Consider the following 13,763-nt stretch of genomic DNA (forward strand, 5'->3'; position numbering starts at 1 on the left):
GCGCAAGACTTATGCCAGTGGCCCACACCAGCGCTGGCGCGGCCTGGCGGACTTAGCCGCCGCTGACGCGCACCACAACAGGGCCAGGCATGCCCCACGCCTGCGGCGGCGCACGAAAACAGGTCGCACACTGACCTCAGGGCACCACCAGCTCCTCCTACGCCTCCTGGCCCGTCCGTAGGGACATCTCAGCAATCCCCGTCCAGGCTGGCAATCCAGTTGCGCAGCACCTCGACACCCTCGGCATGCACAGCGGAGCGACCCAGTTCCGGCATCATGATGCTCGGGTCGACACTTTCCACACGGAACAGCAGCACCGATTTATCCGGCTGGCCGGGGTGAATATCCACCAGGCGATCACCCGAGCCTTTACCCGCCGCCACCGGCTGCTTGCACAGGCCATAGCTGATGCCGATGGCGGTGGCCGGATCAAGCAACAGCCCCGAAGTACGCCCCGGTCCTTTGGGGTTGTGGCAATGGCTGCAGTTGGCATCCAGGTAGCTGCGCGCCTGCTGCTCCAGGCTTTCGCCAGCGCGCGGCGTCGGCCATAAGGCGTTCTGCGGCACGCCCTGCAATTCGGCCGGTACCGCCTGCAAACGGCCCTGCTGCTGCCAATGCTGCAACTGATTGTGCGTGCCGTCAGCGTAGGCAAAATCCTTGTTCAGGTGCCGCGCCTTCGGCCCCAACGGATTGACGCCCTGCCCTGCAGTTTCCTCATGACAGCCGGCACACTGGTTGGCGTCCGGCACCTGATAGGCCACTGCCTGGGTTTTGCCTTCGGTATTCAGCAGGCTTAACTCGCGGCTGTCACCCGCCCACTCCAAATGGGCTTCCTGCTGCTGCTCATCCCAGACATAGGGTAATGCCACCCAACCGTCTTGCTGCTTGAGCAGGATGCGCGTTTCGATCAGCTGCACCCGCGCCAACTCCAGACCGCGCTGCGGGTCACGGTCATCCTGTTCGTTCAGCAGCAAGCGGCCTTGGGCATCCTTGGGGTAGTAGAAAGTCTTGCTCAGCACCGTGCCGACCGGGTAATCGAAGTGCGCCTCGGCGTAGGTCGCCGCCGTACCCGCCGGCATCCACACGCTGCGCAGCTTGTGTGCGTAGTCGGTGAACAACGGGGTATTCAGGTCATAGGGCAAGGCCTCGGCAACGGGCGCGATAAAACCATCGGCGCGCTGCAGCATGCCCCACTCGCTGAGGGTTTGCGGGTAGTTGTCACCCTGCGGCAGGTACAGCGGCGCCGGCTGCTGCTCGCAGCCGGCGAGCAGCAACAGCGCCCCCAGTAACAGACGACGCATCAGGCCCCCTGGTCGGCGTCAGCCGAAGCCAGTTTGACCGCTGGCAGTGGCGGCAGGCTGCAACGGTAGTCAGTCATGTCGGTGCTGATGTTTTTGTAGTTGTTTGGCCCGTCGACGTTGATCATCCCCGCCTCGCCGTTATTGATGCAGATCGCCCGGTCCGCCGGCAGCTTGCCGTCCACCAGGATGTCGAGGTTGACGTAGCCGTCCCAGAGAATATCCGGCAGGCGGCCATTCAAACCGAACTGGCTGACCTTCAGCGCCTTCAGTTCCAGGTGATCCGGGCTGTCGCCACCGGGGCCGAAGCGGTTGCCATGGATATGAATGCCTTCCGGATAAGGGTCGAAACTCTCCGCCGTGGACAGGTCGGTATAGCCGGTACTGAAGTAGCTGCTGATGATCACGTTGGCGGTCTTGTGGTTGCCAATGTCGTTGTCGAACACCTCGACATCATCGTTGGAGTTGATCACCACACCAGAACCTGCCGGCACGCTGGCCACCGGCGTGCCCTTGTGGCCGAAATTCTTGTGGTTGTTGCCTTCGATCTTGTTACGGAACACCCGCGTCACCCGTCCGGCCTGCGGCAGGTTGGGCATGTTGAACACCAGAATGCCGCCGGTGTTACCGGTAGCGACGTTGTCATACACGTCGGCGTCGATGGTGTTCTCGATTTCAATCCCGGCGACGTTGCGCTCGGCGCGGCTGTTGCGCACCACCACGTTGCGCGACTGGCCGACATAGATACCGGCATCCGATGCACCGATGGCCACCGCACCGTCGATCAGGGTGTTCTCGGTCTGCACCGGGTAGATGCCGTAGGCACCGTTCTCGGTGGCCGGGCCGTTGGTCCACTCGGTGCGCACGCGGCGAATGATGATGTTCTTGCCGCCCACCACTTTCAGCGAATCGCCTTTGGTGTCCTCGAAGGCGATGTCTTCGATGGTGAAATCAGAGGCATCCACCAGTAGGCCTTCGGCGCCAGACTTCTGCCCTTTGAAGTTGAGGATGGTCTTGTCCATGCCCGCGCCCTTGATGGTCACGCCGCTGACTTTCAGGCTCAGGCTGCGATCAAGCTGGTAGGTGCCCGCCGGGATATCTATCACGCTGCCAGGCTTGGCCTTGATCAGCTGGGTTTGCAGGTCCTTCTGGAAATCCAGGTTGGCCACCGGGGCCGGTTCTTCGCCGCAAGCGGCGAGCAGCACAGACAGGGTAAGCACGGAAAGCGGGGCAAGGCGCATGGCAATCTCCAGCGTTGTTCTTATTAAGTGGAACGATAGTACCAATTAATAAGAAAAAGCCAACCCCGCCCCAGCACATACCCGCCACCCGACCAACAGCCAGCCTACGCAGAGCGTTACGCATCCGTTACCATCGCCGGCAATTAAACGAAGAGATGCGGCATGTATATCTATCGATTGGTGCTGATCCTGGTGGTGGGGATCTACCTGTTCTCCCCGGCCATCATGGACTGGTGGATCGACCCCAATGGGGCCTGGTACCGCCCCTACCTGCTGTGGCTGATTCTGATAGTTGTCACCTTCATTCTTCAGAGCCAACGTGATGCTGACGAGCTTTAGCCTGAGCCAGCTGATTCTGATCAGCGCCGCCTACCTTCTTATCCTGTTCGGCGTGGCCTGGATCAGTGAACACGGCCTGATTCCACGCTGGGTAATCCGCCACCCACTGACCTACACCCTGTCACTCGGCGTCTATGCCAGCGCCTGGGCTTTCTACGGCACCGTGGGGCTGGCCTATCAATACGGCTACGGTTTTCTCGCCAGTTATCTGGGGGTGTCCGGAGCGTTTCTACTGGCGCCGGTGCTGCTCTACCCGATTCTGCGCATCACCCGCACCTACCAGCTGTCATCACTGGCCGACCTGTTTGCCTTCCGCTTTCGCAGCACCTGGGCCGGTGCTCTGAGCACCGTATTTATGCTGGTGGGCGTGTTGCCGTTGCTGGCCCTGCAGATTCAGGCGGTGGCCGACTCCATCGGCATTCTCACCCGCGAGCCGGTGCAGGAACGCGTGGCGCTGGCCTACTGCGGGCTGATCATTCTGTTCACCATCCTCTTCGGCGCGCGGCATATCGCCACCCGCGAAAAGCATGAAGGCCTGGTGTTCGCCATCGCCTTCGAGTCAGTGGTCAAGCTGGTGGCGATCAGCGCCATCGGCCTGTATGCGCTGTATGGCGTGTTCGACGGCCCGCAGGATCTGCAATCCTGGCTGGTGCAAAACCAGTCGTCGCTGACCAGCCTGCACACGCCGTTGCAGGAAGGCCCGTGGCGCACCCTGCTGCTGGTGTTTTTCGCCTCGGCCATCGTCATGCCGCACATGTACCACATGACCTTCACCGAGAACCTCAACCCGCGCGCCATGGTCAGTGCCAGTTGGGGCCTGCCGTTGTTCCTGCTGCTGATGAGCCTGGCGGTGCCGCTGATCCTCTGGGCCGGGCTGAAACTGGGCGCCACCACCAATCCGGAATACTTCACCCTCGGCGTCGGCATCGCGGTCAACAGCCAGACGCTGGCGCTGATTGCCTATGTCGGCGGGCTGGCTGCCTCCAGCGGATTGATCATCGTCAGCACCCTGGCGCTGTCGGGCATGGTACTCAACCATGTGGTGCTACCGCTGTACCAGCCGCCGTCGGAAGGCAATATCTACCGCTGGCTGAAGTGGACGCGCCGCGCGCTGATCCTGCTGATCATCATGGCCGGTTACGGCTTCTATCTATTACTCGGTGCCGAACAGGACCTGGCCAACCTCGGCATCGTCGCCTTCGTCGCCACCTTGCAGTTCCTCCCCGGCGTGCTGTCGGTGCTGTACTGGCCAACCGCCAACCGCAAAGGTTTTATCGCCGGACTGCTGGCGGGTATCGGCGTATGGGTGGTGAGCATGCTGCTGCCGATGCTCGGCAACCTGCAAGGCTTCTACCTGCCCTGGTTCAATGTCATCTATGTGCTGGATGACAGTAGCTGGCACCTGGCCGCCATTGGCTCGCTGGCTGCCAACGTACTGGTGTTTACCCTGGTGTCGCTGTTTACCGAAGCCAGCCCGGAAGAAAAGAGCGCCGCCGAAGCCTGCGCCGTGGATAACGTGCGCCGCCCGCAACGCCGTGAACTGCTGGCCGCCTCGCCACAAGAATTTGCCGCGCAATTGGCCAAGCCCCTGGGCGCCAAGACCGCCCAGCATGAGGTCGAGCAGGCCCTGCGCGACCTGCATCTGCCCTTCGATGAAGGCCGCCCTTATGCCTTGCGCCGCCTGCGCGACCGCATCGAGGCCAACCTCTCAGGGCTGATGGGCCCCAGCGTGGCCCAGGACATCGTCGAAACCTTCCTGCCTTATAAAGCCGGCAGCGAAACCTACGTGACCGAAGACATTCACTTTATCGAGAACCGCCTCGAGGACTACCACTCACGCCTCACCGGCCTTGCCGCCGAACTCGATACCCTGCGCCGTTACCACCGCCAGACTCTGCAGGAACTGCCCATGGGCGTCTGCTCGCTGGCCAAGGATCAGGAGATCCTGATGTGGAACAAGGCCATGGAAGAACTCACCGAGATCCCCGCACAACGCGTGGTCGGCTCGCGCCTGAACACTCTGGGCGAACCCTGGCGTGGGCTGCTGGAACGGTTTATCGAACTGCCCGACGAGCACCTGCACAAACAGCGCCTGGCCCTCGATGGCCAGACCCGCTGGCTCAACCTGCACAAGGCCGCCATCGACGAGCCCCTGGCGCCGGGTAACAGCGGCCTGGTGCTGCTGGTTGAAGACCTCACGGAAACCCAGATGCTCGAAGACAAGCTGGTGCACTCCGAACGCCTGGCTTCCATCGGTCGTCTGGCCGCCGGCGTGGCGCATGAGATCGGCAACCCGATCACCGGTATCGCCTGCCTGGCGCAGAACCTGCGCGAAGAGCGTGAAGGCGACCCCGAACTGATCGAGATCAGCGAGCAGATCATCGAGCAGACCAAACGCGTGTCACGCATCGTCCAGTCGCTGATGAGCTTTGCCCATTCCGGCAGCCACCAGAACAGTGAGGAACCGGTGTGTCTGGCGCAGGTCGCCCAGGATGCGATTGCCCTGCTGGCACTCAACCGGCGCAGTGTCGAAGTACAGTTCTTCAATCTCTGCGACTCCGACCACTGGGTGGTGGGTGATCCGCAACGCCTGGCCCAAGTGCTGATCAACCTGCTCTCCAACGCCCGCGATGCCTCACCGACGGGCAGCGCGATCCGGGTCAAGAGCGAACGTTTCGAGCACACCGTCGACCTGATCGTCGAGGACGAAGGCAGCGGTATTCCCAAGGCGATCATCGACCGCCTGTTCGAACCCTTCTTCACCACCAAGGACCCGGGCAAAGGTACGGGACTGGGCCTTGCACTGGTCTATTCGATCGTGGAAGAGCATTATGGACAGATAACAATCGACAGCCCGGCCGACCCCGAGCTCCAACGTGGCACCCGTATCCGGGTCAGCCTGCCGCGGCATGTCGAGGCGACGTCCATAGCGACTTAAACCAGCTACCAGCGAGCATGCCTGCCAGGCCCTTTAGCCCAGTGGCATGCCCCGAGACCGTCGAGAGACCGAATTGATGCCTCATATTTTGATCGTCGAAGACGAAACCATTATCCGCTCTGCCTTGCGTCGCCTGCTGGAACGTAACCAATACGAAGTCAGCGAAGCCGGCTCGGTACAGGAAGCGCAAGAGCGCTTCAGCATCCCCAGCTTCGACCTGATTGTCAGCGACCTGCGCCTGCCCGGCGCGCCCGGCACCGAACTGATCAAACTCGGCCAAGGCACCCCGGTGCTGATCATGACCAGCTATGCCAGCCTGCGCTCGGCGGTCGACTCGATGAAGATGGGCGCAGTGGATTACATCGCCAAACCCTTCGACCACGACGAAATGCTCCAGGCCGTGGCGCGCATCCTGCGCGATCACCAGCAGGCCAAGAGCGCCCCTGCGCCTGCCGCCAGTGCGGCAAAAGCCAGCACTGACAAGGTGGTGGACAACAGCAACGGCGAAATCGGCATCATCGGCTCCTGCGCCGCCATGCAGGAGATGTACAGCAAGATCCGCAAGGTCGCGCCCACTGATTCCAACGTACTGATCCAGGGTGAGTCCGGCACCGGTAAGGAACTGGTCGCCCGCGCCCTGCACAACCTGTCGCGCCGCGCCAAGGCACCGCTGATTTCGGTGAACTGCGCCGCCATCCCGGAAACCCTGATCGAGTCCGAACTGTTCGGCCACGAAAAAGGTGCCTTTACCGGTGCCAGCGCCGGGCGTGCCGGCCTGGTGGAAGCCGCCGACGGTGGCACGCTGTTCCTTGATGAAATCGGCGAACTGCCGCTGGAAGCTCAGGCGCGTCTGCTGCGCGTATTGCAGGAAGGCGAGATTCGCCGGGTCGGCTCGGTGCAATCACAGAAAGTCGATGTGCGCCTGATCGCCGCGACCCACCGTGACCTGAAAACCCTGTCGAAGATCGGTCAGTTCCGTGAAGACCTGTATTACCGCCTGCACGTGATTGCGCTGAAACTGCCGCCACTGCGCGAACGCGGGGCCGATGTGATCGAAATCGCCCGTGCCTTCCTGATCCGCCAGAGCAGCCGCCAGGGTCGCCTCGACCTGAGCTTTGCCAGCGACGCCGAACAGGCCATCCGCCATTACCCCTGGCCGGGCAACGTGCGCGAGCTGGAGAACGCCATCGAGCGCGCGGTAATCCTCTGCGAAGGCAACAGCATCTCGGCCGAGCTGCTGGGCATCGATATCGAGCTAGATGACCTGGAAGACGACTTCACCGGCCTGCCCGCGCAAAACGGCGGCCTGGGCCATGAACCGAGCGAGCCGACCGAAGACCTGTCTCTGGAAGACTACTTTCAGCACTTCGTTCTGGAACACCAGGACCACATGACCGAGACCGAACTGGCGCGCAAACTCGGTATCAGCCGCAAATGTTTGTGGGAACGCCGCCAGCGCCTGGGTATCCCACGGCGCAAATCCTCGGGGGCAACCGCAGGCTAGAGCCCTGCGCATGGGTGACAGATGTGTGCGCCAGAGGTTCCACAGTCTGTTACCCATTCAACACTTAGTAACAAAAGCCGGGTCTTATGGTAACGAGAGCCCGGCTTTTTTATGCCACCTCGCCACCCCGTAAACAGCTCAAGCCCTTGTTTTTAAAGGAATTAAAAAAACTGGCACGGGTTCTGCTTTATTGCTGGCACAACAACAATAACAAGCACGTTCCAAACCTAATAAAAATAAGACGTACCGACTCCAGCACAATAAAAACAACAACGCGGAGGCGCAGCTAACTGATTCTTTTGGAAAGGAATTGCCTTTGGGGTTCGCCCCAAAACCAGGCCGAGAATAATAAAACTGCCCTAAGGCAGCGCCAGTACTGGTTGGGTCACTGTGTGATCATGGCAGCGTCAGCATCCAAAGCAATCCGTTTGCTCTTGATTCCCAACTTGGGAAGTTTTCCAAAGGTCCTTGACTGGATGGAACGGGTAAATCAACAAAAACAACAAGCCCGCCATAATAATAAAAATAGAGCACGCACCAATTTGGGGGGGAGCTTCGGCTCCCCCAGTAGCTTCAAATCCCCCGCCTGCCAGCCTTCCCTGTCGTTTCCTGCATCAATCCCCGACTCAATGCTAGAATCCGCGCCATTCCTGCGGCCGGCATATACTCTGGCCAGTCATTTAGTCAAACAGTGCCTCCCATGCTGAAAAAGCTGTTCAAGTCCTTCCGTACGCCCACCCGCCGTGGCAAACACTCGCACAGCACGCCTGAAGTGCTGAGCCGCAGCCAACATCCGATCGAACGCGGCGAGATCAGCCGCTACGCCATCAGCGTGGTCGAGCGCCTACAACAGGCCGGCTACCAGGCGTATCTGGTCGGTGGCTGCGTGCGTGATCTGCTGCTGGATATCGAGCCCAAGGATTTCGACGTAGCCACCAGCGCCACGCCCGAGCAGGTGCGTGCCGAGTTCCGTAACGCCCGGGTAATCGGTCGCCGCTTCAAGTTGGTTCACGTGCATTTCGGCCGGGAAATAATCGAAACAGCAACCTTCCGCGCCAATCACCCCGAAGGTGATGAAGAAGAGAACAGCAACCTGTCCTCGCGCAACGAAAGCGGGCGCATTTTGCGCGACAACGTTTACGGCACCCTCGAAGACGATGCCCAGCGCCGCGACTTCACCATCAATGCGCTGTACTACGACCCAGTCACCGAACGCATTCTCGATTACGCCAATGGCGTGCACGACATTCGCAACCACCTGATCCGCCTGATCGGTGATCCGACCCAGCGCTACCAGGAAGACCCGGTGCGCATGCTGCGTGCCGTGCGTTTTGCCGCCAAGTTGGATTTCGACATCGAAAAACACAGCGCCGCGCCGATCTACAAACTGGCCCCGCTGCTCGCTGGCATCCCCGCCGCACGCCTGTTCGATGAAGTGCTCAAGCTGTTCCTCGCCGGCTACGCGGTGTACACCTACGAGCTGCTGGTCGATTACGGCCTGTTCGGCCAGCTGTTCCCGGCCAGCGCCGAAGCGCTGAAACTCAATCCGGACTACACCGATCAACTGATCCGCAATGCCCTGGATAACACCGACCTGCGCATCCACCAGGGCAAGACCGTCACCCCGGCCTTCCTCCTGGCGGCGCTGCTCTGGCCTGCACTGCCGGCCCGCGTGATCAAGCTGCAGGAGCGCGGCATGCCGCCGATCCCGGCCATGCAGGAAGCCGCTCACGAGCTGATCAGCGAACAATGCCAGCGCATTGCTGTGCCCAAGCGCTTCACCATGCCGATCCGTGAAATCTGGGACATGCAGGAACGCCTGCCACGGCGCAGCGGTAAACGCGCCGATATGCTGCTGGAAAACCCACGTTTCCGCGCCGGTTACGACTTTCTTCTGCTGCGTGAAAGCGCCGGTGAAGAAACCGGTGGCCTGGGCGACTGGTGGACCCGTTATCAGGATGTCAGTGACAGCGAGCGGCGCAATATGATCCGCGACCTCAGCAACAAGGACGACGCACCTGGCGCGCCGCGCAAACGCAAACGCAGCAACAGCAAGCGCAAACGTGGCCCTGCGAGCGAAAGCCCAAGCAACCCTGCTGGCGAATAATGGAACGCGTGTATATCGGCCTGGGCAGCAACCTGGCTACCCCGCTCGAACAACTGCGCAGCGCCCTGGCAGCCCTGGCCGCGCTGCCGCAAACGCAGCTGGTTGCGCAATCGTCCTTCTATGCCAGCGATCCGCTCGGCCCGGCGGATCAGCCGCGCTACGTCAATGCCGTCGCCGCGTTGGATACCGAACTCAGTCCACTGGCCCTGCTTGATGCACTGCAAACCATCGAACTGGGACAGGGTCGCACGCGCAAAGCCGAGCGCTGGGGGCCGCGCACCCTCGATCTGGACATCCTGCTGTTCGGTGAACGCCAGCTGGATGAGCCACGCCTGACCGTGCCGCACTATCACATGCATGCCCGCGCCTTTGTCCTCTACCCATTGGCTGAAATCGCCCCCAACTTGCGGCTGCCGGATGGCCGCGTGCTGACCGAACTGCTTAGCGCCTGCCCCTTTGTCGGACTGGAACGGCTCAACACATCTGAAACCGTCACGAGCGAAGGTTAGGCAAGGCAAAAGCAGGCGAAAAAGCGGAGTGTACGTCTGTACATGAGCATTTTGAGTCTGCTTTTAACGCCGCATAACCGAGCGCAGTAGGTTTCATTGGCGGTAACGCCAGTAACAGGCCGGTAACACCTGCAATTGACTTCGAGCCCCCCCATCAGGACTATAGGCGTCCCGTTGCCCCGCACCGGTGCAATTCGAGGCCAATGCAGGCCAACTTGAAGCAGCACAACTGCTGACTGAACGCCTGAGTGAGGACAGTTTTCATGCCTGATGTAACCCTGACCACCCTGCAAAGCCTCAAGCAGAGCGGCGAGAAAATCGCCATGCTGACCTGCTATGACGCCACGTTCGCCCAGACGGCCTGCCAGGCCGGTGTCGATGTGCTGCTGGTGGGCGATTCCCTCGGCATGGTCTTGCAAGGCCATGACAGCACGCTGCCCGTCACGGTCGCCGAAATGGCGTACCACACCGCCAGCGTCAAACGTGGCAACCAGGGCGCGCTGATTCTCGCCGACCTGCCCTTTATGGCCTACGCCACCCTTGAGCAGGCCCTAAACAACAGCGCTGCACTGATGCAGGCCGGCGCCCATATGGTCAAGCTGGAAGGTGCCGCCTGGCTGGCTGAGCCGATTCGCCAGTTGGCCGAACGCGGCGTGCCTGTCTGCGCCCACCTGGGTTTGACCCCGCAAGCGGTCAACATCCTCGGTGGCTACAAGGTACAGGGCCGCCAGGAAGCCCAGGCCCGGCAAATGCGTGCCGACGCCATGGCGCTGGAGCAGGCCGGCGCGGCCATGCTGCTGCTCGAATGCGTGCCCAGCGAACTGGCCGCCGAAATCAGCCAGGCGGTGAAGATCCCGGTGATCGGCATCGGTGCCGGCGTGGCCACCGACGGCCAGGTGCTGGTGTTGCACGACATGCTCGGGCTGTCGCTGAGCGGTCGTACACCGAAGTTCGTGAAGAATTTCATGGCCGGCCAGAGCAGCATCCAGAACGCCATCAGCGCTTATGTCAAAGCGGTCAAAGACCAGAGCTTCCCAGCAGCCGAACACGGATTTTCTGCATGAACACAGTTAAAAGCGTGCGCGAGTTGCGCGCCGCTGTCGCCCAGGCGCGCGCCGAAGGCAAACAGATCGCCTTTGTGCCGACCATGGGCAACCTCCACGCCGGCCACGCCGCACTGGTGGAAAAAGCCGCCCAGCGCGCCGACTTCGTGGTCGCCAGCATCTTCGTCAATCCGTTGCAGTTCGGCCCCAGCGAAGACCTCGATAAATACCCGCGCACCCTGCTCGCTGACCAGGAGAAGCTGGTCGAAGCCGGCTGCCACCTGTTGTTCACCCCGGATGTAGAGGAAATGTACCCCAGCGGTATGGACGGCCAGACCCGCGTCAGCGTGCCTGGTGTATCCGAAGGCCTGTGCGGCGCCAGTCGTCCTGGGCACTTCGAAGGGGTCGCCACAGTGGTGAGCAAGCTGTTCAACATGGTGCAGCCGGACCTGGCGATTTTTGGTCAGAAGGATTTCCAGCAACTGGCAGTGATCCGCACCCTGGTGCGCGACCTGAATATGCCGATCCAGATTATCGGTGAGCCAACCGTACGCGCCGACGACGGCCTGGCCCTGTCTTCGCGCAACGGTTACCTGACTGCCGAACAACGTGCCGCCGCCCCAGTGCTGTACCGCACCCTGCGCGAGATGGCCACCACCATCCAGGCAGGCGAACGTGACTATGCCAAGCTGATTCATGCCGCACAGGCACAACACAGCGCAGCTGGTTTTCGCCCAGACTACCTGGAAGTGCGTGAAGCCAACGGCTTGCGCCCGGCCACTGCCGATGATCAACAACTGGTCATTCTGGTGGCCGCCTTTATTGGCAGCACAAGGCTGATCGACAACCTAGCATTCGAGCTCGATACTTCCGCCTGAGAACAGGCACTGACCAACCGCTGCACACACCGCCTTGGTAACCTGAGCCGGGTTCAGTGGTCTACTTGAGCAGGCTCGCCAACCGCACCTGCCAGCTACACTCCAGGCCCGGATCGCTCCGGGCCTTTTTGCATGATTGATTAGCCGCACCCAGGAAAGGAACACGCACCAATGGCTTACTACCAGCAGCCGCATGATGTCACCAACCTGCCCGCCTGGCAGGCACTGCGCGAACATCGTCAGCAGATGAACGACTTCAACATGCGCGAGGCCTTTGCCAGCGATCCGCAGCGCTTCTCGCGGTTCTCCCTGAGCGGCTGCGGGCTGCTGCTGGATTACTCGAAGAACCTGATCAACGACACGACTCTGCAACTGCTGGTGCAACTGGCCGAACAATGCCAACTGGGCGAATCCATCCAGGCACTGTTCAAAGGCGAGCAGGTCAACGCCTCGGAAGGCCGCGCGGCCCTACACACGGCCTTGCGCAGCCCGATTGGCCGCAGTTTGAAACTCGACGGTGTAGACCTGATTCCCCAGGTGCACCGCGTGCTCAATCAGATGACCGAGCTGGTCAGCCGCATCCACAGCGGCCTGTGGCGCGGCTACAGCGACAAGCCGATCACCGAAGTGGTGAATATCGGCATCGGCGGCTCATTCCTCGGCCCGCAGCTGGTGTCCGAAGCGCTGCGGCCCTTTACCCAGCGCGGCGTACGCTGCCATTACCTGGCCAATATCGACGGCAGCGAGTTCCGCGAGCTGACCGCGCGCCTGAACCCGCAGACCACCCTGTTTATCGTCTCGTCGAAATCCTTCGGCACCCTGGAAACCCTGAAAAACGCCCTGGCCGCACGCGACTGGTACCTGGCCCTGGGCGGCCCGGAAGCCGAGCTGCACAAGCACTTTATCGCGGTAACCAGCAACCAGCAGGCTGCCATCGAGTTCGGCATCAAGGCGGAAAACATCTTCCCGATGTGGGACTGGGTCGGCGGGCGTTACTCACTGTGGTCGGCCATCGGTTTGCCGATTGCGCTGGCCATCGGTATTTCCAATTTCAAGGAACTGCTGGCCGGTGCCTACGCCATGGACCAGCATTTCACCCAGGCGCCGCTGGCGGAAAATATGCCGGTGCTGATGGCCTTGCTGGGCATCTGGTATGGCAATTTCTGGGGCGCGAAAAGCCAGGCGATTCTGCCCTACGACCACTACCTGCGAAATTTCACCAAGCACTTGCAGCAGCTGGACATGGAATCCAACGGCAAGAGCGTGCGCCAGGACGGCAGCCCCGTGGACTTCAGCACCGGCCCCGTGATCTGGGGCGGAGTGGGCTGCAACGGCCAGCATGCCTACCACCAGTTACTGCACCAGGGCACCGAGCTGATCCCAGCGGACTTTATCGTCCCGGTTAATAGCTTCAGCCCGCTGGCTGACCACCACCAGTGGCTGTTTGCCAACTGCCTGTCGCAGAGCCAGGCCCTGATGCACGGCAAGACCCGCGAGGAAGCCGAAGCCGAGTTGCGCGCCAAGGGGCTCGACGAGAGCGAAGTACAACGCCTGGCACCGCACAAGGTGATTCCCGGCAACCGCCCGAGCAATATCCTCGCGCTCAACCGTGTCGACCCGTTCAACCTCGGCGCACTGGTCGCGCTGTATGAGCACAAGGTGTTTGTCCAAAGCGCCATCTGGGGCATCAACGCCTTCGACCAGTGGGGCGTCGAACTGGGCAAGGAGCTCGGCCAGGGCGTTTATCAACGCCTCACCGGTCAGCTCGACGAGCCTGCCAGCGACGCCTCGACCCAGGGACTGATCCAGCACTTCCGCGAGCGCCATCGCGGCTGATCGAAGCCGGCTAAGCACAAGGCCAGCACTTGAACCAAGCACCCGCTTGGTTCACCCTTACGAGCATTGC

10 protein-coding genes are annotated in these 13,763 nt (G+C 61.4%); 8 read left to right on the plus strand and 2 right to left on the minus strand.

Annotation, left to right across the window (positions count from 1 at the left end; translation table 11 throughout):
* Positions 1–188: 188 nt before the first annotated feature.
* Together ACOCLD_RS17620 and ACOCLD_RS17625 are read right to left on the minus strand one after the other, a co-directional pair.
* On the minus strand, positions 189–1,301 hold the full coding sequence (locus tag ACOCLD_RS17620) for an SO2930 family diheme c-type cytochrome (RefSeq protein ID WP_422910097.1): 1,113 nt from the start codon (positions 1,299–1,301) through the stop codon (positions 189–191).
* Positions 1,301–2,539 (minus strand): parallel beta-helix domain-containing protein, encoded by a 1,239-nt coding sequence (locus ACOCLD_RS17625; RefSeq protein ID WP_422910098.1) that lies wholly within the window; start codon positions 2,537–2,539, stop codon positions 1,301–1,303. The genes ACOCLD_RS17620 and ACOCLD_RS17625 overlap by 1 nt, the downstream gene beginning before the upstream one ends.
* A gap of 162 nt (positions 2,540–2,701) precedes the next feature.
* Between ACOCLD_RS17625 and ACOCLD_RS17630 the strand changes: the two genes are divergently transcribed.
* From ACOCLD_RS17630 to pgi, 8 genes are all read left to right on the plus strand, one after another.
* Positions 2,702–2,878 carry a hypothetical protein gene (locus ACOCLD_RS17630; RefSeq protein WP_003244646.1) on the plus strand — a complete coding sequence of 59 codons (177 nt, stop codon included), beginning with the start codon at positions 2,702–2,704 and terminating at the stop codon, positions 2,876–2,878.
* Positions 2,862–5,816 carry a sensor histidine kinase gene (locus tag ACOCLD_RS17635; RefSeq protein WP_422910099.1) on the plus strand — a complete coding sequence of 985 codons (2,955 nt, stop codon included), beginning with the start codon at positions 2,862–2,864 and terminating at the stop codon, positions 5,814–5,816. The genes ACOCLD_RS17630 and ACOCLD_RS17635 overlap by 17 nt, the downstream gene beginning before the upstream one ends.
* A gap of 76 nt (positions 5,817–5,892) precedes the next feature.
* On the plus strand, positions 5,893–7,320 hold the full coding sequence (locus ACOCLD_RS17640) for a sigma-54-dependent transcriptional regulator (RefSeq protein ID WP_392540553.1): 1,428 nt from the start codon (positions 5,893–5,895) through the stop codon (positions 7,318–7,320).
* Positions 7,321–8,020: 700 nt separating this feature from the next.
* Positions 8,021–9,427: a polynucleotide adenylyltransferase PcnB gene (locus ACOCLD_RS17645; RefSeq protein ID WP_422910100.1), complete on the plus strand. Its 1,407-nt coding sequence runs from the start codon at positions 8,021–8,023 to the stop codon at positions 9,425–9,427.
* Positions 9,427–9,936 carry a 2-amino-4-hydroxy-6-hydroxymethyldihydropteridine diphosphokinase gene (gene folK, locus ACOCLD_RS17650; RefSeq protein WP_422910101.1) on the plus strand — a complete coding sequence of 170 codons (510 nt, stop codon included), beginning with the start codon at positions 9,427–9,429 and terminating at the stop codon, positions 9,934–9,936. Before ACOCLD_RS17645 ends, folK begins: the two co-directional genes overlap by 1 nt.
* Positions 9,937–10,199: 263 nt before the next feature.
* Positions 10,200–11,000, plus strand: a complete 801-nt coding sequence (gene panB / locus ACOCLD_RS17655) for a 3-methyl-2-oxobutanoate hydroxymethyltransferase (RefSeq protein ID WP_160088666.1) — start codon at positions 10,200–10,202, stop codon at positions 10,998–11,000.
* The gene (panC, locus tag ACOCLD_RS17660; protein ID WP_422910102.1) at positions 10,997–11,857 is read left to right on the plus strand and encodes a pantoate--beta-alanine ligase; all 861 of its coding nucleotides are present in this window, start codon (positions 10,997–10,999) and stop codon (positions 11,855–11,857) included. Before panB ends, panC begins: the two co-directional genes overlap by 4 nt.
* A gap of 171 nt (positions 11,858–12,028) precedes the next feature.
* Positions 12,029–13,693: a glucose-6-phosphate isomerase gene (gene pgi / locus ACOCLD_RS17665; protein WP_422910103.1), complete on the plus strand. Its 1,665-nt coding sequence runs from the start codon at positions 12,029–12,031 to the stop codon at positions 13,691–13,693.
* The last annotated feature ends 70 nt before the right edge of the window (positions 13,694–13,763 follow it).

Source organism: Pseudomonas cimarronensis (assembly GCF_049331905.1).
GTDB lineage: Bacteria > Pseudomonadota > Gammaproteobacteria > Pseudomonadales > Pseudomonadaceae > Aquipseudomonas.

Bases quoted from the DNA above. Each gene is read 5' to 3' on its own strand.
- ACOCLD_RS17620 (WP_422910097.1), bottom strand. From the start codon at position 1,301: ATGCGTCGTCTGTTACTGGGGGCGCTGTTGCTGCTCGCCGGCTGCGAG.
- ACOCLD_RS17625 (WP_422910098.1), bottom strand. From the start codon at position 2,539: ATGCGCCTTGCCCCGCTTTCCGTGCTTACCCTGTCTGTGCTGCTCGCC.
- ACOCLD_RS17630 (WP_003244646.1), top strand. From the start codon at position 2,702: ATGTATATCTATCGATTGGTGCTGATCCTGGTGGTGGGGATCTACCTG.
- ACOCLD_RS17635 (WP_422910099.1), top strand. From the start codon at position 2,862: ATGCTGACGAGCTTTAGCCTGAGCCAGCTGATTCTGATCAGCGCCGCC.
- ACOCLD_RS17640 (WP_392540553.1), top strand. From the start codon at position 5,893: ATGCCTCATATTTTGATCGTCGAAGACGAAACCATTATCCGCTCTGCC.
- ACOCLD_RS17645 (WP_422910100.1), top strand. From the start codon at position 8,021: ATGCTGAAAAAGCTGTTCAAGTCCTTCCGTACGCCCACCCGCCGTGGC.
- folK (WP_422910101.1), top strand. From the start codon at position 9,427: ATGGAACGCGTGTATATCGGCCTGGGCAGCAACCTGGCTACCCCGCTC.
- panB (WP_160088666.1), top strand. From the start codon at position 10,200: ATGCCTGATGTAACCCTGACCACCCTGCAAAGCCTCAAGCAGAGCGGC.
- panC (WP_422910102.1), top strand. From the start codon at position 10,997: ATGAACACAGTTAAAAGCGTGCGCGAGTTGCGCGCCGCTGTCGCCCAG.
- pgi (WP_422910103.1), top strand. From the start codon at position 12,029: ATGGCTTACTACCAGCAGCCGCATGATGTCACCAACCTGCCCGCCTGG.